Source organism: Pseudoalteromonas sp. NS-SX12, from assembly GCF_057367955.1.
Genome location: NZ_CM170634.1, coordinates 1,895,897 through 1,920,746, shown reverse-complemented (window position 1 = coordinate 1,920,746; position 24,850 = coordinate 1,895,897). Strand labels below are relative to the sequence as shown.

The 24,850-nt window shown below is 42.3% G+C and carries 16 protein-coding genes and 1 other RNA gene; 4 read left to right on the top strand and 13 right to left on the bottom strand.

The window, feature by feature from the left end:
* Window positions 1-167: 167 nt before the first annotated feature.
* The gene (speA, locus tag AC2IOM_RS08905) at window positions 168-2,081 is read left to right on the top strand and encodes a biosynthetic arginine decarboxylase (RefSeq protein ID WP_486358154.1); all 1,914 of its coding nucleotides are present in this window, start codon (window positions 168-170) and stop codon (window positions 2,079-2,081) included.
* A gap of 3 nt (window positions 2,082-2,084) precedes the next feature.
* Window positions 2,085-3,014, top strand: a complete 930-nt coding sequence (gene speB / locus AC2IOM_RS08900; RefSeq protein ID WP_486358153.1) for an agmatinase — start codon at window positions 2,085-2,087, stop codon at window positions 3,012-3,014.
* A gap of 94 nt (window positions 3,015-3,108) precedes the next feature.
* Here speB and AC2IOM_RS08895 read toward each other — a convergent pair whose 3' ends face one another.
* From AC2IOM_RS08895 to AC2IOM_RS08860, 8 genes are all read right to left on the bottom strand, one after another.
* A complete protein-coding gene (locus AC2IOM_RS08895) occupies window positions 3,109-3,492 on the bottom strand; it encodes a DUF1842 domain-containing protein (RefSeq protein WP_486358152.1) in 384 nt (127 codons plus the stop codon).
* 230 nt (window positions 3,493-3,722) lie between these two features.
* Window positions 3,723-4,550, bottom strand: coding sequence for a DUF4124 domain-containing protein (locus tag AC2IOM_RS08890; protein ID WP_486358151.1), 828 nt, complete (start codon window positions 4,548-4,550; stop codon window positions 3,723-3,725).
* Between the two features lie 76 nt (window positions 4,551-4,626).
* Window positions 4,627-4,857 (bottom strand): TIGR02647 family protein, encoded by a 231-nt coding sequence (locus tag AC2IOM_RS08885; RefSeq protein WP_054980885.1) that lies wholly within the window; start codon window positions 4,855-4,857, stop codon window positions 4,627-4,629.
* A gap of 121 nt (window positions 4,858-4,978) precedes the next feature.
* Window positions 4,979-6,130 carry a cell division protein ZapE gene (gene zapE, locus AC2IOM_RS08880; RefSeq protein ID WP_486358150.1) on the bottom strand — a complete coding sequence of 384 codons (1,152 nt, stop codon included), beginning with the start codon at window positions 6,128-6,130 and terminating at the stop codon, window positions 4,979-4,981.
* A gap of 21 nt (window positions 6,131-6,151) precedes the next feature.
* Complete coding sequence (locus tag AC2IOM_RS08875; protein WP_486358149.1) at window positions 6,152-7,318, bottom strand: FAD-dependent oxidoreductase; 1,167 nt, start codon at window positions 7,316-7,318, stop codon at window positions 6,152-6,154.
* Window positions 7,318-8,490, bottom strand: coding sequence for a 2-octaprenyl-6-methoxyphenyl hydroxylase (gene ubiH, locus AC2IOM_RS08870; protein WP_486358148.1), 1,173 nt, complete (start codon window positions 8,488-8,490; stop codon window positions 7,318-7,320). Before ubiH ends, AC2IOM_RS08875 begins: the two co-directional genes overlap by 1 nt.
* A 16-nt stretch (window positions 8,491-8,506) precedes the next feature.
* Window positions 8,507-9,826 carry a Xaa-Pro aminopeptidase gene (gene pepP, locus AC2IOM_RS08865; protein ID WP_336435314.1) on the bottom strand — a complete coding sequence of 440 codons (1,320 nt, stop codon included), beginning with the start codon at window positions 9,824-9,826 and terminating at the stop codon, window positions 8,507-8,509.
* A gap of 15 nt (window positions 9,827-9,841) precedes the next feature.
* Entirely contained in the window at window positions 9,842-10,402 is a 561-nt protein-coding gene (locus tag AC2IOM_RS08860) for a UPF0149 family protein (RefSeq protein WP_010559630.1), read from the bottom strand.
* 176 nt (window positions 10,403-10,578) lie between these two features.
* Between AC2IOM_RS08860 and ssrS the strand changes: the two genes are divergently transcribed.
* Both ssrS and AC2IOM_RS08850 read left to right on the top strand, forming a co-directional pair.
* A non-coding RNA gene (ssrS, locus tag AC2IOM_RS08855) (6S RNA) lies at window positions 10,579-10,761 on the top strand.
* Between the two features lie 150 nt (window positions 10,762-10,911).
* Complete coding sequence (locus tag AC2IOM_RS08850) at window positions 10,912-15,276, top strand: ImpA family metalloprotease (RefSeq protein WP_486358147.1); 4,365 nt, start codon at window positions 10,912-10,914, stop codon at window positions 15,274-15,276.
* Between the two features lie 107 nt (window positions 15,277-15,383).
* Here AC2IOM_RS08850 and AC2IOM_RS08845 read toward each other — a convergent pair whose 3' ends face one another.
* The 5 genes from AC2IOM_RS08845 to AC2IOM_RS08825 form a co-directional block, all read right to left on the bottom strand.
* A complete protein-coding gene (locus tag AC2IOM_RS08845; protein WP_486358146.1) occupies window positions 15,384-17,144 on the bottom strand; it encodes a TonB-dependent receptor domain-containing protein in 1,761 nt (586 codons plus the stop codon).
* Window positions 17,145-17,283: 139 nt separating this feature from the next.
* Window positions 17,284-18,111 (bottom strand): TonB-dependent receptor, encoded by an 828-nt coding sequence (locus tag AC2IOM_RS08840; RefSeq protein ID WP_486358145.1) that lies wholly within the window; start codon window positions 18,109-18,111, stop codon window positions 17,284-17,286.
* A gap of 437 nt (window positions 18,112-18,548) precedes the next feature.
* Window positions 18,549-21,662, bottom strand: coding sequence for an efflux RND transporter permease subunit (locus AC2IOM_RS08835; RefSeq protein ID WP_105171761.1), 3,114 nt, complete (start codon window positions 21,660-21,662; stop codon window positions 18,549-18,551).
* Complete coding sequence (locus tag AC2IOM_RS08830) at window positions 21,659-22,963, bottom strand: efflux RND transporter periplasmic adaptor subunit (RefSeq protein WP_486358144.1); 1,305 nt, start codon at window positions 22,961-22,963, stop codon at window positions 21,659-21,661. Before AC2IOM_RS08830 ends, AC2IOM_RS08835 begins: the two co-directional genes overlap by 4 nt.
* Window positions 22,953-24,368 (bottom strand): efflux transporter outer membrane subunit, encoded by a 1,416-nt coding sequence (locus AC2IOM_RS08825; RefSeq protein WP_486358143.1) that lies wholly within the window; start codon window positions 24,366-24,368, stop codon window positions 22,953-22,955. Before AC2IOM_RS08825 ends, AC2IOM_RS08830 begins: the two co-directional genes overlap by 11 nt.
* Window positions 24,369-24,850: the final 482 nt, after the last annotated feature.

The following is a 24,850-nucleotide window of genomic DNA, read 5'->3' as shown; positions in this document are numbered from 1 at the left end:
TTGGTTTATAGCCTGTAACTCGTTAAAAATAAATTATTTTAATGCGCTTTTTCACAACATAATAATTGTCGATACGACAAAAATTTTGTGTTGGACTTCACCCCCCTATTCCATTTAAATGCGCGCACTTTTTGGTCTTATGACCGATTTATTTTTTAAGGGTAGAAATGAAAGAAACCACTGCAATTGAACATGTTCGTGCAAGCTACAATGTACCTCATTGGAGCCAAGGTTATTATGGCATTAATGACCAAGGCGAAATTACTGTGTCACCAAATATGGCGAAACCAATGCATGCAGTAAGTTTGTCTAAAATTGCCGAACAAATTCAACAGCAAGGGTTATCGTTACCAGCGCTTGTGCGATTTCCGCAAATTTTACACCACCGCGTACATAGCTTATGCAATGCCTTTAACACGGCAATTGAAAGCTATGATTACAGCAACAACTACTTATTGGTTTATCCAATTAAAGTAAACCAGCAACGCGAAGTGGTGGAAGAAATTTTAGCAAGCCAAGCGAGCCAATCAGTAAAGCAACTAGGTTTAGAAGCTGGCAGTAAAGCTGAGCTACTCGCAGTACTTGCGATGGCACAAAAAGTCAGCTCTGTGATTGTGTGTAACGGTTATAAAGACCGTGAATACATTCGCTTGGCACTTATCGGCGAAAAGCTTGGTCACAAAGTTAATATTGTGCTTGAGAAACGTTCTGAACTTGAAATGGTGCTTGAAGAAGCACACAAACTTGGCGTAAGCCCACGCTTAGGTGTGCGCGTACGTTTAGCATCGCAAGGTAAAGGCAAGTGGCAAGCAAGCGGTGGTGAAAAATCAAAGTTTGGTTTATCTGCATCACAAGTATTAAGCGTATTAGCTGAACTTAAATCGCACAAAATGGAAAGCGCACTACAACTCGTTCACTTTCACTTAGGTTCACAAATGGCGAACATTCGCGATGTGCGCACAGGTGTCAGTGAAGCAGCACGTTTTTACTGTGAATTGCGCCGTTTAGGTGCAAATTTAGCCTGTATGGATGTGGGTGGTGGTTTAGCCATTGATTACGACGGCACGCGCAGCCAATCGAGCAATTCTATGAATTACTCACTTGCTGAATATGCAAATAACATTGTCTACACCATTGGCGACATGTGTAAACAATATGAGCAGCCAATGCCGATGATTATTTCAGAGTCAGGCCGCGCGTTAACAGCGCATCACGCAGTACTTATCACCAATGTGATTGGCACTGAATCGTATCAGGTTGAAGAATTGCCAGCGCTTGAAAGCGATGCACCACTACTTTTACAAAACATGTGGCGTTCATGGTTACAACTTAATAACCGTGTTGATGACAGAGCACTGATTGAGATTTATCACGATTGCATTAACGACCTAGCCGAAGTCCACAGCCAGTTTGCAATGGGCCTTTTAAGCCTAGAGCAACGTGCATGGGCAGAGCAAATTACATTGCGTATCAACTACGAATTACAGCAGTTGATGGATGGCAAAAATCGTTTTCATCGGCCAATTATGGACGAGTTAAACGAGCGATTAGCAGATAAATTCTTTGTTAATTTTTCGCTGTTCCAATCGCTGCCAGATGCATGGGGTATTGATCAAGTGTTTCCAGTGTTACCGCTTTCTGGCTTAGAAACTATGCCAGATCGCCGTGCAGTGCTACTTGATATTACTTGTGACTCAGATGGCACAATCGACCAGTATGTAGATGGACAAGGCATTGAAACCACCTTGCCAGTGCCAAATTGGCAAGCCGATTCACCTTACTTGTTAGGCTTCTTCTTAGTGGGTGCTTATCAAGAAATTTTAGGTGATATGCACAACCTATTTGGTGACACTCACAGTGTGGTAGTGAATGTAAATGAAGATGGCAACAGCGAAATTGTTGAAATTAACGAAGGCGACAGCGTAGAAGATATGCTGCGTTATGTACACTTAGATGCAGAAGAATTTAGACACGCATTTGCTCAATTAGCGAATAGCAAATTACCAGAGCATGAGCGCAGCGCAGTTCTTGCTGAGCTAGATGCAGGTTTAAAAGGCTACACTTATTTGGAAGATATTTAACCTATGGTTAAAGTTTTTGAAAAACACAATGGCATGCTTTTTGGCAATGGCGCAACCTTTATGCGTCAGCCATTAGTTAACGACCCAACATCAAATGATGCTGATGTGGTTATACTGGGCTTGCCATTTGATATGGCAACTTCTGGTCGCTCTGGTGCCCGCATGGGCCCAGATGCGATGCGCCGCGCATCTGTTAATCTTGCATGGGAAGAAACCCGTTACCCTTGGCCATTTACACTAAACGACCATTGTACTGTAATTGATGCAGGCGACTTGGTGTTTGCACCGGGCGATAGCGAAGGTTTTACACAACAAGTAGAAGATGCAGCCACACAACTTTTAGAACAAGGTAAAAGCCTTTTAAGTTTTGGTGGCGATCACTTTGTTACTTTGCCGCTTTTACGCGCCCATGCAAAACGTTTTGGCAAAATGGCGTTAGTTCACTTTGATGCGCACACAGATACCTATGCTAATGGCAGTCAGTATGATCATGGCACTATGTTTTACCATGCGCCAAACGAGGGACTCATCGACAAAAACAGTTCGGTGCAAGTGGGTATTCGCACTAATTACACCCAAGCTGAGCATGGCTTTAAAGTGATTGATGGCGCTGAAAGTAATGCACTATCGGCACACACGATTGCCGAGATGATTAAACACTCAGTGGGTGAGCTACCTGTCTATCTAACATTTGATATTGACGCGCTTGACCCTGCGTTTGCACCAGGTACGGGCACACCAGTATGTGGTGGCTTAACGACCGACAAAGCGCTCAATATTCTTCGCGAATTAAAAGGGCTGAATATTGTCGGAATGGATGTGGTAGAAGTTGCTCCGGCTTACGATAACAGCGAAATAACCGCACTTGCAGGCGCCACCATTGCGCTCGAAATGCTGCATCTGTGGACATATAAACATAAGCTTGGCAATTAACCTCGTTTATATTTTGGCACCCAACAAAAAGCCTGTGTTTTCACAGGCTTTTTTTTAGGGGCGTGTTTACTTTTTATAGGGTTTTCAAGCCCTATTAATCAATCATAGATACCTGACATGCATAGGTATTATCACCTACAGAGAAACTGCCAGTGCCACTCCAGTTATTATCAACAGAAAGCGATGCGGTGAAATTAGTTTGATAACTGCCAATCGCAGGTGGTGGGAATGACACAACAGCGTTACCGGTTAATGCCGCCACTTTTGTACTTGTGCCTAAGCCTGTTGCATGCAAATGCCCTGAACCACTTCCTGTAAAGCTTGGTGAATGCTGCGTGCCTTCTAAAATATGTCCTTCTGCTGCACCGTTAATTGTACCTGTGCTTGGATTAACGGCGAGCTGTAACACCATAGATCCTGCACCTAGTGCATCGGGTTTAAATTGCAGTTTTACCAAATATAAACTTGAATCAGCCATGTTAAGTTCCTCTTTAATGAATTGGCTAAGCAACCTGAATTCAGGTTAAGCAATGTTTGATTGAACAGTTATCAACCATCAAAAAGGCTAGTTTACGTAGCTATATTTGGTTATCACATCTTATAACATGCCAAAAAGAAAGGATTTAAAAAAACAAATAGCCATTCAAAATCAATTGCTTATCTAGGTAGAAATTAATTCAAGATTGTCAAAAGGTAGTATAACGGTATTTATTGTTCTCCATCACCGTTAAAATTCTGCGAGGATGATTTTGGCGCTTTATTTTTTTGTGCTCGTAGCAGTGTATTATCTTTTGCCAACGCATCGATTTTTACTTGATATTGCTTGTTAATTGCGGCCATTTCTTGTGCCAGCGATTGCTGCAGTTTGGCGCCAGCTATATTGCTTTTGGCTTGCCCAGATTGATTTTTTAAGGCTGCTAATTCGTCATTCATTTCACGCTGTAAACGCTTTATTTGGGCATTATTATTCGCTATTTTTCGTTCTACCGCGCGCTGTTCAACATAACTGCCAATGCGATTTAATTCTTGCTCGTGTGAGTTACCGCTAAAACCGCTACTTTGACTACTGCTATTAAGATTATTTAGCTCTTTTTGCAAACGCTCTAAATTACCTTGCTCTAACTCAATAGACGATTTGTAACGTTCTGTAATGGCATTCATTTCAAGTGCTAACGCTTCTGAACGAGTGGCACCATAAAGGTTATTTGCAGTACGCACTGTCATGTTTTTAACCTCGCTTATCTCGGCATCCATGTCTTTTTGTAGCTTTTTAATACGCGCTTTCACTTTATCTATATCGCGCTTTAACTGACGAGATTTAACATAGTTATCGGTTGAATCGGTATTTTGCTTCGCTCCCGACTGCGGGCGCTTTTTGATTACTTGTGGACTGACTTCGATTTTCTCGTATTTATCACTGCATGGGGTATCGCTAAACGTTAGTACACCATCAATTTCGCACTTATAAATTGCACTATAAGACGCAAAACTACTAAATAAACAAACAGATAAAAGGGGAAATTTAAGATTAAACATAACAGTCCTTATTTAACGTAGCCTGTCTAGATTACACCAATCTAGACAGGTTTTGGACTGTTTATTTTGCGCGGTATTATTTTAGTGCGTTGGTTAAATGTAACGCGTGTTGTTGTAGTTCATGGCCTAACTCGGTTAGATAGCCACCATCTACTTGATCAATAATGCCACGGTCAAATAAACGTTTTGCCGAGGCCTGCATACTTTCTGGCGCATCATGATGAATTTTAAGACCTTGCATCGCACTCGCTGTAGGGAATTTTAAAAGTAATTCTAAATCGGTGATTTGTTCTGTCGCTAGGCTCATTGTGTTTCCTTTTTTATTATTGGTTCCGTTACACAGTATAGATAAGCTTTTTAAAATTGCTTGATCTTGCTCATGTAAAACACTGAATTTTCAATAATACTTTGTTTACACAGTATTTTGTTTAAGATTTGTACTGAAAACGCGCAAGCTGCATTTCATTCAAACGACTTAGTGTACGCCTAAATGCAAACGCCAAAATGCCTTGCGTATATAGTTCATCTAAAGGCACATCGGCATTAATGTAAAGTGGAATTGAACGGTCATAGCACTCATCAACTAACGCGATAAAGCGGCGCACGCCATCGTCTTTTCGCGACAGCATTGGCAATTCACGATCGCCAGCAGCAACGCGCACCGCACCATCTTCAGTGCCCCGCGCTATTTGCTTAGTAACCGATTGACATGAAAGTTGCGGTACCTTGTCTAAAAATATGGCCTTAAACGAATCACATAAAGCAATAAAATCGACCGCAGCTAATGGTTGCTCGCATAACGCACTGTAATCACACAAAAGCAATTGCTCGCTGCGCTTATGTATTGGAATTTGCAGGTGACCTAACTCAAACGGTGTGGTTAACATTTGCTGCTGGTCCAGTGCTAAAAACGTATTGGTAAAACTCGTCTCTAATGCGCTTGCTTGGTTAACCCAATAGCGACAAAATTGTTCACCTGGGTGTAAGCGATGATCTTGCCCACCATCAACACTTAACACCTGCATATGCTGTTTTAACGCATTAATGGCAGGAAGCAGCCTTTCACGATTAAAACCATTTTCATAAAGCGCATTAGGGTGCTGATTAGAGGTGGCCACCAGCACTAAACCTTGGTCAAAAAACGCCTGTACCAAACCACTTAATAAAATTGCATCGCCAATATCGCTAACAAAAAACTCATCAAAACACAGTACATCAACTTCACTTGCCAGTTCACTTGCAAGCACATTAAGCGGGTTTTCACGACCTGTTAATTGAAATAAGCGTTGATGTACCCAGCGCATAAAGTGATGAAAATGCTGACGCTTTGCAGGCACGGTTAACGCGTTGAAAAAGCTGTCCATCAACCAGGTTTTACCGCGTCCAACAGGGCCATATAAATAAACGCCTGTTACGGCTTTTCGCTTATTTTCCAGCGCTAAATAACAATCTTGCAGCGCAGCGACAGCAACCGCTTGCGCCGCATCATGTTTAAAACCCTTGGCTAACGCGTTGTTGTATGTATCGAGAGGTCCGATGGCTGTTTGAGAGATAGACATAAGTGCAAAGATTTGGCGCATTATGCGCCAAACTGGGAGACGTTATTGCAGTGCTTTTTCAGCAAACAAGTGCTTTATTGGTTTAGCGGCATCAACCACATTTAAACCAATGCCACGGATCAGCTTTTTAACTGGGTTGCTGCCCTCAAACAGCTCTTTTAAACCTTGCATCATTGCAATATGCGTTTGTGCATCGGCTTTTCGTGCCATTTCGTATTGACGCAATAGTTTGCCATTGGCAAATACACTACTTTGGTCATCTGCAACTAACTGTAGTAATTTTGCTACATCTTTTAAGCCCAAATTCATGCCAAGGCCAGCTAGCGGGTGAATGGTATGCGCCGCATCCCCCATTAACATCACGCGATTTTCGACCCACTTTCTTGCATAGCGCATTTTAAGTGGGAAACTCAGTCGTTGGCTATTTACACGACATAAACCTAGTTCACTATCAAATGCAGCAGTAAGTGCTTTATTAAATTCGCCCTCTTCCATTGCCAATAGTTGTTTGGCATGTTCCGGCGAAGTAGACCACACAATTGAGTGGGTATTTTGCTCAGGTAATGGCAAGAATGCGAGCGGGCCTGTAGGTAAAAACACTTGGCGCGCTGTATTTGCGTGTGGAACTTGGCTTGTTACGGTTGCCACTATTGCGTGATGGTCGTAATCCCAAAACGTAATTGGCATTTTAAATTGACTGCGAATTGCTGAATTTGCGCCATCACACGCAATTAACAGCTCTGCCATAACCGGCTCACCAGAAGCAAGGGTAACCAATACTTGCTCATCGGTTTGATGAATGCTGCTATACGGTGTTTCGAACAAAATTTCTAAATTGTCGTTTTTTTCACATTGAGTAATCAGCGCCTGACGGATCACTTCGTTTTCGACAATATGACCAAGCTCAGATAAATCGAGTTCGTTACTAGCAAAGTGAATGCGACCAATTGAATCTTTATCACGTACATCCATATTTGTGTAAGCAGCTAAGCGCTGTGCTTCAATGCCCTGCCAGATCCCTAGCTTTTCAAAAAGACCTTGGCTTGCTTTACTAATCGCGCTGACTCGTAAACCAAATTCGTCGCTATCTACCTGAGCTGGCTTGCCTGCATCAATCAACAGTACCTTTTTGCCAAGGTTAGCTAAGCCTAGCGCTGCGCTTAACCCAATGCAGCCACCACCAACAACAATTGCTTGAACCTGTTTCACTAACCTACATTCCCCATCAGTTGTTTTGCTAGTGGCGCTTTTACACGTTTACACTTGGCCATAGCGGTTAAAACAAGACTGCGCGTTAATGCAAACGCACGGTTATCATTAGAAAATCCTCTAACGAGAGCATCAGTTAACCACAACACAGTGTCAACATCTTGATTTCGCTCAACTTGGTATCGATTAAGCAGACTTACATCGCCAATATCTTGTTTTGCTGCAAGCGCGTCAGTCACGAGCTTTTCAAGTAATATCACATCGCGCAAACCAAGGTTAAAGCCTTGACCTGCAATAGGATGAACAAGGTGAGCAGCATTGCCTAAAATCGCAACGCGATGATGCATTAAACGCTCCGGCTTACCCACTTTAAGAGGATACGCTGCACGCATACCCACTTTGGTGAAAAGTCCCGCTCGATAGCCAAATGATGTCTGTAATTGTGCTATAAATTCGTCGTCTGGCAGTGCTAATAAGGTCTCTTGCTGTTCAGGTTTAACACACCACACCAATGAAAAACGATTTTTCGTCATTGGTAATAGTGCCATTGGGCCTGTTTCTGTAAAACGTTCAAATGCTTTATTGTGGTGACCGTCTGCCACCTCAATATTGGCGATCAGTGCCACTTGGTCATAATCAAGGGTTTCGGTATGAATGTGCAATGGCGCCAATGTTTTAGAATGCGCGCCATCTGCCACCAGCATCAATTTGGTGCTGATCTCAGCGCCTGACTCAAGCGTGAGGTCAACACTGCTCACGTGCTGTTGGTAAGTACTCACCTTATCTGGGCAGTACAATTCTATGCCTTGTGATGCCATCTTTTTATGTAATTGTTGGCCCCATGGTCTTACCTCAACCACATAACCAAGCGCTGGTACTTGATATTCCGCGCTCGATATTTGGGTTTTACCAAAATGGCCGCGATCAGATACTAATACATCGTTTATTGCGGCAGTAAAGTCATTATTGGCATCTAACAAATTAAGTGCCGATAAATATTTAAATGATTCACTTGCCAATGCAATACTGCGGTCGTCAAAGCTTGGTTGACTTTCATCAGTTGCAACAAACGCTTCTATCACGGCAATAGTTAACTTTGGGTTGCGCAACTTTAAGCTAAGGGCTGCGCACGCACCAGTTAAACCACCGCCTACAATTACAATGTCGAACATAGCTTTATACCTGAGATTACTGAGCCATTATTGCTTCAATTTCGTCAATCGCTTTTGGCACACTTGCAGTAAGATTTTGATGACCTTGCTCTGTAACGACCACATCATCTTCAATGCGAATACCAATACCACGGTACTTCTCTGGTGCGTCACTATCGTTAGCAATATATAAACCCGGTTCAATAGTCAGTACCATGCCTGGCGCAAATGGGCGATCTTGGTCGTCTAATTTATATTCACCAACATCGTGTACATCTAACCCTAACCAATGGCCTAAGCCATGCATGTAGTAATCTTTGTATTTTTCGTTTGCAATCAGGCTGTCGATATCGCCGTTTAAAATACCTAAATCAACTAATCCTTGCGTTAAAATACGCACCACAACATCAGCGGTTTGTTTTAGGGTATTGCCTGGTTTTACCATTTCAAGTGCCGCTAGCTGCGCTTTTAAGACTAAGTCATATACTTCACGCTGCGCGTCGCTAAACTTGCCATTTACTGGGAAGGTACGGGTAATATCTGCTGCATAGCCATTTAGCTCACAACCAGAATCAATCAGCACTAAATCGCCATCATTGAGTACATCGCTGTTTTCGGTGTAGTGTAAAATATTAGCGTTATCGCCGCCGCCAACAATAGTGCCATACGCTGGGTGGCGCGCACCATTCATTGCATAATGGTGATGAAGTTCAGCTTCTAATTGGTATTCGGTCGCTCCCGCTTTAGCAAATTGCATTGCACGGATATGGCCTTGTGCACTGATTTCACCTGCTTTAGCCATAATTGCAAGCTCGGCGTCTGATTTAAACAGACGCATTTCATGCAAAGCGCTGCGAATATCACTAATCACCGTTGGTGCTTTCCAGCCACGCTTTGGCGCACCGCGTAATGTGCTTAACAGCGACCATACTTTGTCATCGAATTCTTTGTAAGTGCCTTGTGCGTAATACAGTGTTTGTTTACCAGACACTAAATCAATCAAGCTGTCGTCAAGTTCTGCTAATGTGAATGCATTATCAAAACCGTAGTCTTGTTTTGCTTTTTCAGCACCGATACGACGACCACACCAAATCTCTGCTAATTTATCTTTCTCGCGACAAAATAAGTGCGACTCTGCCGTTTCGCCTTTTACCAGTACGAGCACTGCGTCAGGCTCTGGAAATTGCGTTAAATAGAAAAAATCACTGTCTTGACGAAACGCAAATTCAGTATCACGACTACGGGTTATTTCAACAGCGGCAGGAATAATCGCAACTGAGTTATCTGCCATTGCATCAAGTAATTTACTGCGACGCGCATTTACTTCTTCAACTGAAATTGAAAGTGGGTGTGTCATATTACTTCCTACTGCTTAGTGAATGGTGGTGTTAACCGCGGCGTTTTGTTGTTCAATTTTGCCTAGTTCAGCAAAACATAAATGCACCGAAATACGCACATATTCAACTACTTCGTGAAACGCTTGTTTATCTTCTTCGCTTTCATCAAAGGTTGTATCCATTTGGTTAATCTCGGTAAAGTCGTGAATAACTTCTTTTACCTCTGCGGATAACTTGCCGTAGTCTTTTTGTTTTAAGCCAAAACCCAGTAGAAAACCTGACACCCATGATACTAAAGCGTTTGCTCTGTCATGTAGCGATTCATCTTCGTCTGGCAGGTACAACTCAAATTGCAGTTCTCGATTGTCTAGCGTGCTGCGAATTTGGCTGTAAAAGCCCACTAATAACTTTTTCAGATCGCCAGAAAATGCAATGCCGTCATTAAACACATCGCTTAAAATTGTTAGGTATTCTTTATCTTCAATATCAATGCCGCAAGCAAGTAAGCCGGTAATAACGCCGTGTACTTCGCTTGGCATAATAAACAGTTCATTTTGTTCGAGAGTAACTTGAGTTGCTTGATAATCTTGTGACATAACGCGCTATTTGAGTTGCTGTAGTTCAATGATAATGCTAACACTGACGCCCTATTCACGCCATTGTTTTAGACAACAGTGTTGAAAACACACACAATTTGAATACTTTTGCTGCACTTGATCAAACAATCTTAGATTTGCACTAGTTATCTCGGCAATATTTCTTATAATAAAGAAGTTCCCTCGAGTGTTGGAGAAAGGTTACGTCCCTGAGCCGATAAACTTTTCTTAGGAACTCAGTTCAGATTGCTATTGCGCAAGCTCGGCATGTACCGAGAAGCCTACGGTAACTAACTGCGCTCCGCCTTGAGCCTTAGGGTTCAAGGGCTGACACCTGATACCGCACTTTTGGGAACACCTTCCTTGCTTTGTGATTTCCCTTTCTACCTTAAGCTAACTTTTTGATTCATAGCTTAAAAAACCGACTTTTTGGTTATACCTCTGTTATTACACAAATGTTAGAGTTAAAACTCAACTTAAATGCAAAATTAACAACAATAACAATAACAATGAAAAACATCAGTGCAATCTTTCTTGCTGTTGCATCTCTTACGTTATCGGGCTGTGGTGGTGGCGATAGCAGCGAAGAGAATACGCAAATAGTACTCAACACTCCTCCTACATTAACTGGCGAGCCAGACAATGCCTTCGTTGGCAAAATGTTCGAGTTTAAGCCAACTGTTACAGATAAAGACAACGATCTTGTTTCAATAAGTGCGAACAATTTGCCCAGTTGGTTGACGCTTTCTAATAACATACTAACAGGCACACCAGCCGTGACGGATTTAGGAAGTACTACATTCGAATTGATTGCATCGGATGGCAAAGGCTCATCAACTTATACATACAGCCTTCAAGTCATTGACTCACAAGAAACCAATACAGCGCCTGAAATTTCAGGTACGCCGCCAAACGCATATGAAAACAAAGCATATACATTTGTGCTTTCTGTTACCGATAAAGAAAATGATACACTCTCATTTGAGGTTAATAACCTTCCAACATGGCTTTCGTTTGATGAGTCAAACACCACTTTTAGTGGCACCCCATCAAGCGACAATGTTGGACAACACAATAACATCAACCTAACTGTAAGTGACGGCAAGCTGCAAAGCGAAATAACCTTTTCGATTACTGTATTAGCTGCCGAACCTACCAATAACCCACCAGTGATATCCGGTATACCAACTACTGCACAAGCTGACTATCCTTACTCATTTATTCCAACCGCAAGTGATGCTGATAGTGACACTTTACGCTTTAGTGTAAGTAATCTTCCAAGTTGGGCTGCATTCAATACTTTAACGGGTGAAATTTACGGAACGCCGCATGAACAAAGCGTTGGTACCTATAACGATATTGTAATTACCGTAAATGACGGCAAAGATACTGCGAGTGTGACAGTGAGCATTACCGTGGATGCTGCGCCAATTACCAATAGCCCACCGGAAATTTCAGGCACACCAACTACTGCACAAGCTAATTACCCTTACTCGTTTATTCCAACCGCAAATGATGCTGATGGTGACTCTTTACGCTTTAGTGTAAGTAATCTGCCAAGTTGGGCTGCGTTTAATACTATTACGGGTGAAGTTTACGGAACGCCGCATGAACAAAACGTTGGTACCTATAACAATATTGTAATTACCGTTAATGACGGCAAAGATACTGCGAGTATGACCGTGAGCATTACCGTGGATGCTGCGCCAATTACCAATAACCCACCTGAAATTTCAGGTACACCTAATAATGCGGTAGTAAACACTGCTTACGAATTTATTCCAACCACGAAAGATAGCGATGGGGATAGTCTTAACTTTAGCGTGAAAAACTTACCAAATTGGCTAAGTTTTGATAATAAAACGGGTCGCCTATTTGGTACGCCAACTAAGGATAACGTGGCAACGTATTCTAATATCGCAATTAGCGTATCTGACGGTAAGGCCGAAGCAACACTCACTATTGAGATAACCGTTGAAGCAATTAACAGTCTGCCTGTACTGCTCACAACAACAGCTAAAACACGAGCGGATGAACCATTTAGCCTAGCGCTAAACGTTAAAGACGATGATAACGATACAATCACTATTACCCCGGTTAACTTACCAACATGGCTTTCGTTTAATCAAAATACTAAGACGCTTACGGGCAGTGCGAATGATGACAATGTTGGCTCACAGCAGTTAACGTTTAGCTTATCTGACGGTAAAGAAAGTAATACTCAATCACTCACTTTAGACGTTGAAAAGAGCTGGCTGACAATTGCCATTGAAACCGGTAATGCCTTAGTTGTTAAGGAAAGTGATACCATCTTAAATGCTGCTATTAACGAGTTATCGTCACATAAGGCGCGTTTTAACTCGATTAAATCACAATTGTTTAAACAAAATGCACAAGGTGGCGTGCTAACCGCGATTGATTGGGACCCAACGCATGACGCTGCGATTTTACAAGGCCAATACCCGTTTAACGATACTGTGCTTTACACCACCAACTCAAATCAATCTGGCGGGCCAGATAGAATATTACCTATCGCCATTGCCGGCAGTAAAACTGAAAACACAGGCAGATACCTCGCATATGGTGGCAACCCATTTAGAAACACGGTAAACGACCAAATGCTAACCTTTATGACCAATGCATTTGATTGGCTTACACAAACATCCACAACCACTAAAAGCCAATTTAATGTGGTGCTAACTCAGCTTGACGAAAGCTACTGGTTTAGAGATCGCAGTTTAACGCGCGCGTGGTTTGATAATAACTACAGCAATGTTTCTTACAACCAAGCAGGTGATTGCGATGGCACTAAACTAGCTCAGTGTATTGCTGCTAAGCCCGATGTAATTATTATTTCTCGTATGGTGCGTGATGGTGATGACAAACAAGCCGTTTTAGATGCGGTTAGCTCGGCTCTCGAACAAGATATCCCTGTAATATACATCCAGTATGATGGTGGTATAGGCGATCATGGCCGTAAGTTATTACAACTGCTAAATATTAGCCATCAAAATGATAACTATTGGTGGAAGCTTTACTTGGACGACTTTAATCCAAGTACAGTATTTAATACCTTGCCAAGCGATATGGTGGCAATAAATACCCTGCTAAATAATTTTAAAGCGGGTAACTTTAATGTCGATTTATCAAATTGTGAAACGCGCAGCTGCCCTGCAGAATCAAATACTCAGAGCGAATTTTTTGCCGGTGCCGATGCCGTCAAAGCAATGTTTAACAGGTTTGATAGTGAAAAACGTAATATTTTTACAAGTGCTGACTATCGTTTAAATAAACTGCTGATTTTGCTGGCTGATCATTATCGTCAAACGGTTAGTTTCCCGATGGATAAAATCGCGACGGACACTACCTCATTTTTTAAATCTTTGTATGCCGATTACGCGGTTTACAATGTACGAGATATCAACCCTATTCAGCCAGATATGGGTAACTTTAGTCGCTCTGATTTCAGTCACATTACCCCAGAGCATGCTTCAGTTACGCTAACGGCAAAACCATACTTTCGCTCTGCTGGGGTGTACGCTATTCCTGGGCAAAGCTTTACCGTGACACGCACCGACACCCAAGATGTTTCAACCCACGTGTTTATTAATACGCTGCGTACCGGCGCAACGCATATATTTAATGAAAATAAATACAACCGACCTTATCTACTGCAAACGCAAAAAATTGAAGTACAACCCAACGAATCAGTTACCCTTACTTCAAGTTATGGTGGGCCAATTCAAATCGCATTTAATAAAAAAGATGTGGATGTGAGCTTTAGCTTTACCCACATTGGTCGTCACCCGCACTGGCGCAATAAAGCTGACGACGCCATTTTTGCAGAGCGTATGGCAAGCGGCGATTATGACTGGGCAGAAATTGCAACTCCCGGCTTTGAAGTGCATTCAAAACTGACTAAATTAGAAGCATCGCTAGCTGGTAGCATTTGGCCTGTGGCATCTGACTTTGCCAATGCAACGTCTCGCTATACTCATAACTTAGTGCATGTGCTTGCAGGTTTTAAAGGACCTGGCATTGATGTTGAACCAGAAATACACGACTTTGTAACCGCTCGAGGTTTGGACGTTGATACCATTGATATTGTTAAGCACATGAATGCCGACCAACCCACTTGTGGCTGGGGTTGTAGTGGCAACCCATATGATGCAGGCTGGAACTTTAGCCCAACGGGTCATGGTGACTTACACGAACTTGGCCATGGCATAGAACGTGGTAGCATGCGCTTTGAAGGCTATGGCGGTCACTCCAATACAAACTTTTATTCGTACTTTAGTAAATCAGTTTACGAAGATGAAACAGGTGAGTCTGCAAGTTGCCAAAGCCTACCATTTAAAGAACTATTTAATACACTGCAGCAAAGTAAACTTGATGCCGACCCTGTCGCTTATATGCAAGCTAACTTAACGAAAAGCTGGTCTGAGCATCATGCTATTTACATGCAGCTTATGATGGCCGCACAAGCACGAAACACGCTAAATAACGGCTGGTATGTTTACCCACGCTTGCATATTTGGGAGCGAGAATTTTATCGAGCTGATGATTCAGATAGCACGTGGGAAAGTAAAAAAGTAGGATTGGGCTTTGCCAATTACACCCGAGCGGAAGTTGCCAGTATTGCGCGCAACGATTGGCTGTATATTTCATTGAGCCACATTACGCAGCTTGATTTAACCAAGTGGTTTACCATGTACGGATTCACCGTATCAGGTAAAGCGCAAACACAGGTAAAATCGAATGGTTTTAACGAACTAGCAGAAGTATTTTACACAAGTGACGGTACGGGTTATTGCTCGAGTTTAAATCAAACTGAGTTACCGGTTGATGGCACACAAACATGGCCACATAACTAACCACTCCACCCTTTTACAACAGCAACAACAAAAAAAGCCCAGTTATTAAACTGGGCTTTCGCTAACTAACTCCAGGGAAATTAAGAGAGTTAATAATTAGGTTGATGTTAGAAACGCTGTGTGTAGTTCAACGTAAATACACGACCACGCACATCATAAAGCGATAACACAGGTTCACGCGGTGAACTGGTTTCGCGTGGCGTATCTTCATCAAGTACATTTAACGCAGCAATTGACACAGTTGCATCCCACGGCGCGTTATAGGTGTACGTTAAGTTGTGACCAGTAAACGAATCCAACTCATTGGTAACTTGCTTTTCACCGTTATCATCAACATACGCATTTTCTTGTGCAGAAATGTAGTATGAGTATAGGTTTACAGCGTGATCGCCAAGTGACCAAGTAATGTTAGCGTTGATTCGATCTTGTGGACGGTAAACATCACCAAGTTCATCTTCACCAAGCTCTACACCACCTTCTTCATTAATAAAGCTGGTTTTGTACGCCACCATGTGCGACCAATTTAGGTCAAAATCAAGTTCACCTGCAGCTTCAAAGTCAAACTTACCTGTCAGGGTCATATCAAGACCGGCACTTTCGCGTAAACCAGCGTTTGCTAATGGGCTAATAATTTCAGAAACATTGTCACCACGGTAAAGAATATCAACACCCGGTAAACGCGCTGAAATTGGTACGTTTTGACCTTCAGTTTCCCAAATTTGAATTTGCATAATTTGCAGTAATTCATGGTCAATCGTATCTACACGGCCTTCTACATCAAGCGTCCAGTAATCGGCTGAAAGAGACCAACCGTCTGAGAACTGCCAAACTACACCCAAGTTCGTGTTATCTGATTCTTCTGGCTCTAAGTCTGGGTTACCACCTGAACTTGCCCAGTAAGATGTACGATATTCACAATCGCCAATACTAATGCCATCTTGATAACAGCCAATAAAATCCACTTCGTTTTCAGCATAACCGCGCACTACATCGCTGTATAAATCAGTTAATAATGGTGCTTGGAAACCACTACCTATTGAAGCGCGAAGTAATAGACTATCGATTGGACGGTAACTAATATTTGCTTGCGGGTTAAATGTGCCACCAAAGTCGCTGTAATCGTCATAACGAGCGGCTAGTTTCACTTCCATGCCTTCAATAACAGGAATAGCAACCTCAGTAAATGCTGCAGAAACAGTACGTGAACCAACACCACCGCTACCGCCGTTACCGCCACTTACGTTACCCGCTTCAGCCTGACCATCGATTTTGCTGTAGTAAGTTTCACGGGTATGTGATGCACCAACATAAGTTGACAATGCACCTGCCGGTAATTCTACGATATCAAATTGTAAACCACCGCGAACGGCTGTTTGTGTTGCACGGCGGAACTTATCAAAGTTTGCTGATACTGATGCTGGTGGACGAGATTCAGGGTCACGCGGATCCCAACCTTGCCATACACCGTCGTCATCAAAGCTACCTACTGAACCTGAAAGCTGTGGCGTACTTGTGTAATTTGTGCCCCAAGTAAATGCATCGTAACGTGCATAGTTAGCGCTTAGGTCCCAGTAAACATCACCAAAGTTACCGTCAAAACCAACTGCTAAATCAAGCGAGTTGTCATTGTGATCTGCAGTACGGTCGCCCGCTGAATTCATACGGTAGCCGAACCAACCGCCCGCTTCCACCGGCATTAAGTTAAGTGTTGTACCATCTGATGTGGTAATTGTGCGTGCTGGCAATGCGTCATCTACTGGGAACCATGCAGGGTCGCCAGCCGAAACATCGACTGTATTTTGGTTCATCCACATACCGCGAACAAACATGCTTGTATCTTCAGTTAATGAATAAGTGAAGTTAGCCATTACAGAGTCACGACGCGTTTCTGGTAAAACTTGCGCCGCTTGCGTCCAGTCGTAACCACAAATTGAGTAGCTTTCATCAGATAAACGCGTTAATGGACCGATAAATGTGCCAGAGCCTTGACCGTTATATACATCACAGTTATTTTCTTGGTTTAGTGATTGCGTTACCCAACCATTGCTCTAATGCGCGACCTGTTGGACTAATACCATGCCAGTTATCAAGATAACGTGGATCTAACCCTTCTTCTTTAAGTTGCGCTTTCGCATAAGGTAAGTCAGCGTAAAGAACTTGCTCTTCTTTATAGTGCTCCCAAGCAAATACAAACGATGTTTTATCTGACGAACCACCAGCTGTAAACGTATAACGCTGCGAATCGCCGCTATCGATTGTATCTGGCGTTTCAAGTTTTACTGAAAACTCAGCGCCTTCATAATCACGTTTTAAAATTACGTTGATTACACCCGCTACGGCATCTGAACCGTAAACTGCCGACGCACCATCAGTTAAAATATCAATGCGCTGAATTGCCGCAGTTGGGATCATATTTAAGTTTGCAGAGCCGCCCGTAACTGGTGATTTAGTCAGTCTAACGCCATCGATTAAAACCAAAGTTTGACGAGGATCGGCACCACGCAGTGCAACTTGCGCTTGCGAGCTCCACCCATTGTTTGATGCGCCACCAAATGAGCCAAAACTGTTTAGTGTTGAGTTACGTAAAACGTCACTTACTGTTGAAAAGCCCGATAATTCCATATCAGCCGCAGTAATTGAAATAACCGGTGACGCCCCTTCCATATCAACGCGTTTAATACGCGAACCAGTAATTGCAATACGTTCTACTTGTTCTGCTGCTGCATCTTCTTCGGCAGCCATAAGTGCTGGTGCACCAAGAAGAAGTGAAGAAATCGTGAAAGGTAGTAATGCCTTTTTAAAGCCCGTTTGAGAACCCCATTTATTTGTTTTCATTATTTTACTCGCCATTTATAAAAATAATTTACGTACGTGTTACTGATGTGAGAGTTCGTAACACGCGCTAATTTATATAAAATATATTGTATACTTTCTACATAAATTAATACTTTTTTACACTTTTGTATACAAAATATTAATAAGAGGTTTATTGATTTGACTGCAATAGTATTTTTAATACTTATTTATCAGTAGGATAGAAAAAGGCATGTGACTAAATGTAATCACGAAAAATTTTTATAAAAAGAATAAAAAAGGAGCCTAAGCTCCTTTTTACAAATGACGTTTTTGATTAGCGAACCTATTGCATCAGGAACATCAACAGATTTAGTACCAACCAAATATGCGCAAAGTTCTCAAATATAGCCATTCGAATGCGATAAATTTAAGTACACTCAGTACGCTATATTTAGGGCACTAGAGTAACTCGCTACTTAAGCTGTTTGCTGATTTGTCTCGGTTAGTTTTGCATATCCCGTCTTTAACTTCTCAACAATTAAGTAATTTACTGGCACCAGAATTAGCGTAATTAACGTGGCAAAAATTATACCGAAGCCAAGTGATACGGCCATTGGAATTAAAAACTGCGCTTGAGTTTGCTGCTCAAACAATAACGGCATTAAGCCACAGAACGTGGTAATACTTGTAAGCATTACTGGTCTAAAGCGCGATACACCTGCCGTTAACACGGCTTCCATAAGATCATGGCCATCATTTCGTCGTTTATTAATATAATCAACCAATACCAAGGAGTCGTTAACCACTACGCCAATTAACGCAAGCATGCCGAGTAAACTCATAATGGTTAGTTCCATTGCCATTATCCAATGACCTAGTACCGCACCAATCATGCCAAAAGGAATTACACTCATAACAATAAGCGGTTGAATATACGATTTAAAAGGTATCGCTAATAGCGCATAAATGACAAAAAATACGAAAATCAGCGCCCAACCAAGGGAACTAAACGACTCGCGCTGCTCTTTTGCTTCACCTTCCAGTGAATGACGCACACCAGGATACTTTGCAACTAAGCCATCTAAAAAGTCTTTTAGCTCTGCCTGCAACACGGTCATATTCGTATTGGCTTTTTCAATATCCGCGGTGATATTTACCGTGCGGAAACGGTCAATACGATAAATGCTCGATGGGCTTTTACCCGGCGTTAATGTTGCTACATGATTTAACGGTACTTGACCACCGCTTGGCGTATCAATCAGCAACGCATTTAATGTAGTAAGTGAACTGCGCTCACTCAGTGGTAAACGCACCATGACGCGCACATCGTCTCTACCACGTTGAATACGCTGCACCTGAACACCGAAAAATGCATTTCGTACATGACGTGTTACATCCGTACGGGTTAAACCCAGCGCCTTACCCTGTGCAGTAAGCTCCAATTGTAACTCTTGCTTACCATCACTTAAGCTATCTGCGATGTCAAAAACGGTAGGGTACGTTGCCAAATGCTTTTTAACTTGGTCGGCCACTTCCTGCAAAGTAGTCAGAGACATACCCGTTAGTTGCACATCAATTGGATCGCTTGAACGACCAATTTCAGCTCTAAATGTTAGCGTTTCAGCACCCGGAATTTGCCCTATTAAACCGCGCCACTCGGATACCAATTCGCGCGAGCCAATATCAAGGGCGCGAGATTCTGGTGGCGTTATTTCAAAACGCACACCACCGGTGTTTGTTGCGCCACCGCGCCCGCCCGTGGTAGCTAGTACATTTATAATAACACTCTCTCCGGTATCGGGGTCGCGATACTTTTCTCGCAATACCTCGGCTTTATCAGCCATTAAGTCAATGTATTTTGCCGTCACGTTAAAAGGCGTACCGGTTGGTAAGGTGAGGTTTGCACGTACGGTTTCACTCGGAATTCGTGGAAAGAAAATAAACTTAGTCCAGCCGCTCATAATCAATGACAAGATAATAAAAAATATCGCCACAAATAAAGATAATGTGATGCCTTTATTACTCACTGCTTTGTTTAGAAGAGGACGGTAGTATTTAAAAATTTTGCGTTCAAAGCCATCTGCAAAGTTCTGTTGAAACTGACTAAATTTGCTTACCTGCCCTTTTTCCTTACGCAACTTTAAGTACTTAAGGTGAGCCGGTAATACAAATTTAGATTCCACCAACGACATAAGTAGAACTGGGATCACAACAACCGGAATTTGTGCAAATAATGCGCCACGAGCGCCATCAATAAATGCGAGCGGTAAAAACGCCGCTACTGTGGTTAAGATGCCAAACGTTACAGGCGTTGCAACTTCTTGTGTGCCTTTTATGGCCGCTTCCTCTCCTGACTCAGAGCCATTTAAGTGAGTATAAACGTTTTCTCCGGTAACAATGGCATCATCAACAACAATACCAAGTACCAATATAAAGCCAAACAAACTCATAATATTGAGTGTGATGCCAAAAAGTGGCATGGCTAGAAATGCACCCATAAATGACACAGGAATACCGATAAACACCCAAAACGCAATTGCGGGACGTAAGAATAACGTCAATAAAGCAAGCACTAAAATGCCGCCTTGTAATGCATTTGAGGTCAATGTTGAAATACGATTTTTGACGATAACAGAGTCATCATCCCAGTAACTTAGCTCGTACCCTGCGGGTAATTTGCCTTGCTGACTTTGAATATACTCTTTTACTTTATCAGCCACATCAATCGCACTTTGGTCGCCAATGCGATAGACCTCAATAAACGCTGCTTGTTTACCATTAAAACGCGTGCGAACGGGTGATTCTTCAAAGCCGTCTTGAATATTAGCCACATCAGATAAACGGATCAGTGAGCCATCTGGCAAGCTCTTTACAATAATACTTGCAAATTCATCTTTGTAGTACGCTTGGCCTTTCGAGCGCAGTAAAATATCACCGCCACTTGAGCGTAAATTACCCGCCGAAATATCAGCACTTGAACGATCAATCGCATTGCTAATATCTGCAATGCTTAATTGATATTGACGCAGTTTATCTTGGCTTATTTCGACCGCAATTTCATAGTTACGAACACCGTCAAGCTCAAGCTGAGTTACGCCCGGAATACGCAATAAATCATCGCGAACCTGTTCAGCAAATTCACGGGTTTCTTTCTCTGAATAATTGCCTGAAACTGTCACGTTAATCACATCGCGTTTTCGCTGGGCAAGTGATACTACGGGTTTTTCGGCATCACTTGGAAAGGTATTTATTGCATCTACGCGACTTTTTATGTCGGCCAGCATATCGCGAGGGTCGTAACCAGTGTCGACTTCGATTGTGACTGACGCCGAACCTTCAGAGGAGCGACTGCGGATTTCTTTAATACCTTCTAAATCCTGCACCGCTTCTTCTATGCGAATAGTGATACCTTGCTCTACATCTTCCGGTGTTGCGCCGCGCAATGACATGCTGACGCTAATGCGATCAGTTTCAAACGACGGGAACACTTCAAGCGGTAATTGTGTTGTTAGCGAAAACAGGCCACCGATTAAAATGCTGATCATCAACAAGTTTGCGGCAACATGATTGCGTGTAAACCAGGCGATCATAGTGCTTTCTCCTGTTCACGCATGGATTTACGTTCCGCTTTTAATTGCTCTACGGTAATTCCGCGCTGTTTTGCGATTTCTTTTAACTTAGTTACACGTTGCTCTGAGTCGCGTTTTTTTGCTGGTGCTTCACCAATAACAGCAACACGTGTGCCACTGCTTACTTGACCAAGCGGTGTTACTACCAAGCGCTCATTCGCCATTAAGCCTGTTGCGACCAAACTCTCACTTTCGCCCTGCCAAGCAAGAGAGATATCTTTTCTTAGTAATTGATTTTCTTTATCCAACACATAAACGTAGCTACCTTGATAAATCGCGTTATTTGGAATGACCAAGGCGTTTGGAATTTCACGACCTTTAATAATAGCACTAACATATTGGCCAATTTTCACTGGATTTTGTCCCGATACCGGCGTTGAGTAAGGGTCTTCAATTTGAGCAACGACATAAAGTTGTTGTGACGCATCATTAATTGCCCCTTCCGTTCTCACTAAGGTGCCTTGCCATGTTTGCTCGCCAATTAAATCTGAATTAAACGTAACAAGGCTATTTTGATTGGTTTTTTCACCACTTTGATACACTTCTGGCAAATTTATAAAGGCTAAATCTTTATTATTAATCGGTAATCGAATTTCGACTTTATCGGTGGCGAAAATCTCGGCAAGTTGGGCATTGTTTGACACCACCTGACCAATATCAACATGCTTTTTAAGTACACGCCCAGAGAATGGCGCGACAATTTTTGTGCGCTCAAGTGCAAGCTGTGCTTTTTCAAGTTTTGCTTGCGCCGACAATACGTTAGCCTGCTGCGCGGCTAATTGCGGTTTACGTAACACTAAATCACTGGGTGCATCGCCACTTCCTAAACGCTGCCAATCATCCAGCGCTTGCTTTCCTCTCGCCTGCTCTTCAACTAACGCTTGCTTTGCCGATAATAAACTGGCCTCTGCAATTTTTACTTCAGCAAGATAATCGCGCTCATCAATGCTGAGTAACATTTGACCCTTTTCGAAAAAACCACCATCGCGCAAGCTATCGCTGATAAAGCTGATTTCGCCTGACACTTGTGCCACTAAAACGCTTTGCGTGCGCGGTTTTACAATTCCATAGCTTGCTACCTGTACTCGGTAAGAACGCGGTTCAATAGTCTTTGCATCAACAATAAGTTGCGCTTGTTTAGCGCCACCAAAACGCTTTGCTGTCGGTGGATTTTTAAAAATAACACTGACGATAATGCCCGCCACAATCAAAATTAAAACTGGCATTACAAAACGTGGGAATCGTGTTTTATTAATTGGCATTAGCGTTTTCCTTTAATTCTGCGACATTAAAATCGCCACCGAGTGCAACATGTAAGTCAACACGGTTTGCTATCAGTAAATTTTTGATTGTTATTAAGCTACTTTGTGCGTCAAAAGAACGCTTCTGCGCATCAAGTACCGTGGTATAACTCACCAAACCTTTCAAGTACTGCTCAAATGATAAGGTTTCAGCAAGCTTAGCGTTATTAGCAGCGAGCAAAGTTGATTCGTATCTTTGCTGCAAATTACGCTCAGCTGAAATGCCATTTTCAACACTTTGGAATGCTAAATAGAGACTATCCAAATAGCTAAGCTCTTGTTTATTTAGTTCGAGCAATGTTTTTTCTTCGTTAGCTTTTAAGCGTCCCGCATTAAATAATGGCGCAGTAAGTGACCCCGCCAACGACCACGCAACATTACCACCAGCCAGTAAATCACTGATATCACTGCTATCTGGCCCAATGCTGCCGGTCAATTTTAAACTAGGGAAACGCTGTTTATGGGCATAGGCAAGCGCCGCATCTTTTGCCAGCAAGTTATACCAACTTGCAATAAGCGATGGCTTTCGAGTGATTAACTCTGACGGTATACCAAGTGGAATATCTGATGTTAATAACGGCAGCTCAGCAGTCACCGAAAGTAAACCCGATGGGTAGTCACCTAGCAGCAACTCTAAATCCCTAATGCGCTCTACTTGCGTATTTTGCTGTGCAACTAAGCGAGATTTTTCGTTGTTAAGTTCGTTGCGTGTTAAGTACACATCCAGTGCGTCATTGAGTCCTTGGCGGTATCCCGACTCAATGATCTCTAAATTTTGTTGTGCAAGCACAAGCCGTTCATTTAGAAGTGCAACTTGGTTATTCGCCTCAATTACGGCAAACCAAGCTTTAACGACAGCAGCAACTAATGCTTGTTTTTGCGATAAGTAGTCGGCTTCTAATGCCATCACATTTAAATTAGCGTTTCGCTCTTTTGCCGATAATTTTCCCCAAACATCTAATTCATAAGATAAATTTAGGTCTAACCCATTACCATTGGAGTAGCTGTCTGTAGTTGGATTATAGCGGCGATTACTTGCAAGCGATAAATCAAGAGTTGGCCATAAATCACTACCAGTCACAATGAGTTGTTGCTTCGAAACGGCAATATCTAATGCCTTTTGCTGCAAACTGCGGTTATTCGCAAGTGCTTTTTCAACCAACTCGAACGCTTGCGTATTTTGCAATTCGTTCAACCAATTATCTTTCACCGCCAAGTATTGGCTTTGCGCCTGCCATGCTTCGGGGGTATTTATGTTAGCCCGATAATCTGACGTTATTTTATTTGTTGTATTACAGCCAGCTAATGTTATCAGTAAACCTACAACGAGATTTACTTTGAAAAGCGGCTTCAACCTGTTGCCCATGGTGTCTTCTCACTAGAGAATAAATATCTTCAATATCATAGTTTAATAATTGTCTAAGAAGTGTCTCAATAAACTTTACATAGACTTACATTCATTGCTAATACAGAAACACCTGCCAATAAGATCATAATGGCTTGCCGTCAAAACTTAATCGAGTACGTGAGGAGTTAATGGACGATTGAATTAGTCGCCAATAGATAAAAGAGCTTAAAGTCAACTTAAAACAGTCACTTAAAACAGTCACTTAAAAAATATAAGTTAACAAAAGAAATAATTAAAGGAAGTTAGAATAATTGGTTCTAGGTAATTGAGGCGGACAAAATTGTCAGGAACAATTTTGAACATGCGCAGCATGGCTTGGAAAATACAGGTAGGTATTTTTTCATCGAACTCATACCAATTTTATTAACTACTTTGTCATTCTAGCGAGTTAAACGTCTCATTAACTGCGTTAAAAAATTCTTATGTAGAACAACTACATG

Excerpts from the sequence above, each read along its gene's own strand:
- speA (WP_486358154.1), top strand. The coding sequence starts at position 168 with ATGAAAGAAACCACTGCAATTGAACATGTTCGTGCAAGCTACAATGTA.
- speB (WP_486358153.1), top strand. The coding sequence starts at position 2,085 with ATGGTTAAAGTTTTTGAAAAACACAATGGCATGCTTTTTGGCAATGGC.
- AC2IOM_RS08895 (WP_486358152.1), bottom strand. The coding sequence starts at position 3,492 with ATGGCTGATTCAAGTTTATATTTGGTAAAACTGCAATTTAAACCCGAT.
- AC2IOM_RS08890 (WP_486358151.1), bottom strand. The coding sequence starts at position 4,550 with ATGTTTAATCTTAAATTTCCCCTTTTATCTGTTTGTTTATTTAGTAGT.
- AC2IOM_RS08885 (WP_054980885.1), bottom strand. The coding sequence starts at position 4,857 with ATGAGCCTAGCGACAGAACAAATCACCGATTTAGAATTACTTTTAAAA.
- zapE (WP_486358150.1), bottom strand. The coding sequence starts at position 6,130 with ATGCGCCAAATCTTTGCACTTATGTCTATCTCTCAAACAGCCATCGGA.
- ubiH (WP_486358148.1), bottom strand. The coding sequence starts at position 8,490 with ATGTTCGACATTGTAATTGTAGGCGGTGGTTTAACTGGTGCGTGCGCA.
- pepP (WP_336435314.1), bottom strand. The coding sequence starts at position 9,826 with ATGACACACCCACTTTCAATTTCAGTTGAAGAAGTAAATGCGCGTCGC.
- AC2IOM_RS08860 (WP_010559630.1), bottom strand. The coding sequence starts at position 10,402 with ATGTCACAAGATTATCAAGCAACTCAAGTTACTCTCGAACAAAATGAA.
- AC2IOM_RS08850 (WP_486358147.1), top strand. The coding sequence starts at position 10,912 with ATGAAAAACATCAGTGCAATCTTTCTTGCTGTTGCATCTCTTACGTTA.
- AC2IOM_RS08845 (WP_486358146.1), bottom strand. The coding sequence starts at position 17,144 with ATGGCTAACTTCACTTATTCATTAACTGAAGATACAAGCATGTTTGTT.
- AC2IOM_RS08840 (WP_486358145.1), bottom strand. The coding sequence starts at position 18,111 with ATGAAAACAAATAAATGGGGTTCTCAAACGGGCTTTAAAAAGGCATTA.
- AC2IOM_RS08835 (WP_105171761.1), bottom strand. The coding sequence starts at position 21,662 with ATGATCGCCTGGTTTACACGCAATCATGTTGCCGCAAACTTGTTGATG.
- AC2IOM_RS08830 (WP_486358144.1), bottom strand. The coding sequence starts at position 22,963 with ATGCCAATTAATAAAACACGATTCCCACGTTTTGTAATGCCAGTTTTA.
- AC2IOM_RS08825 (WP_486358143.1), bottom strand. The coding sequence starts at position 24,368 with ATGGGCAACAGGTTGAAGCCGCTTTTCAAAGTAAATCTCGTTGTAGGT.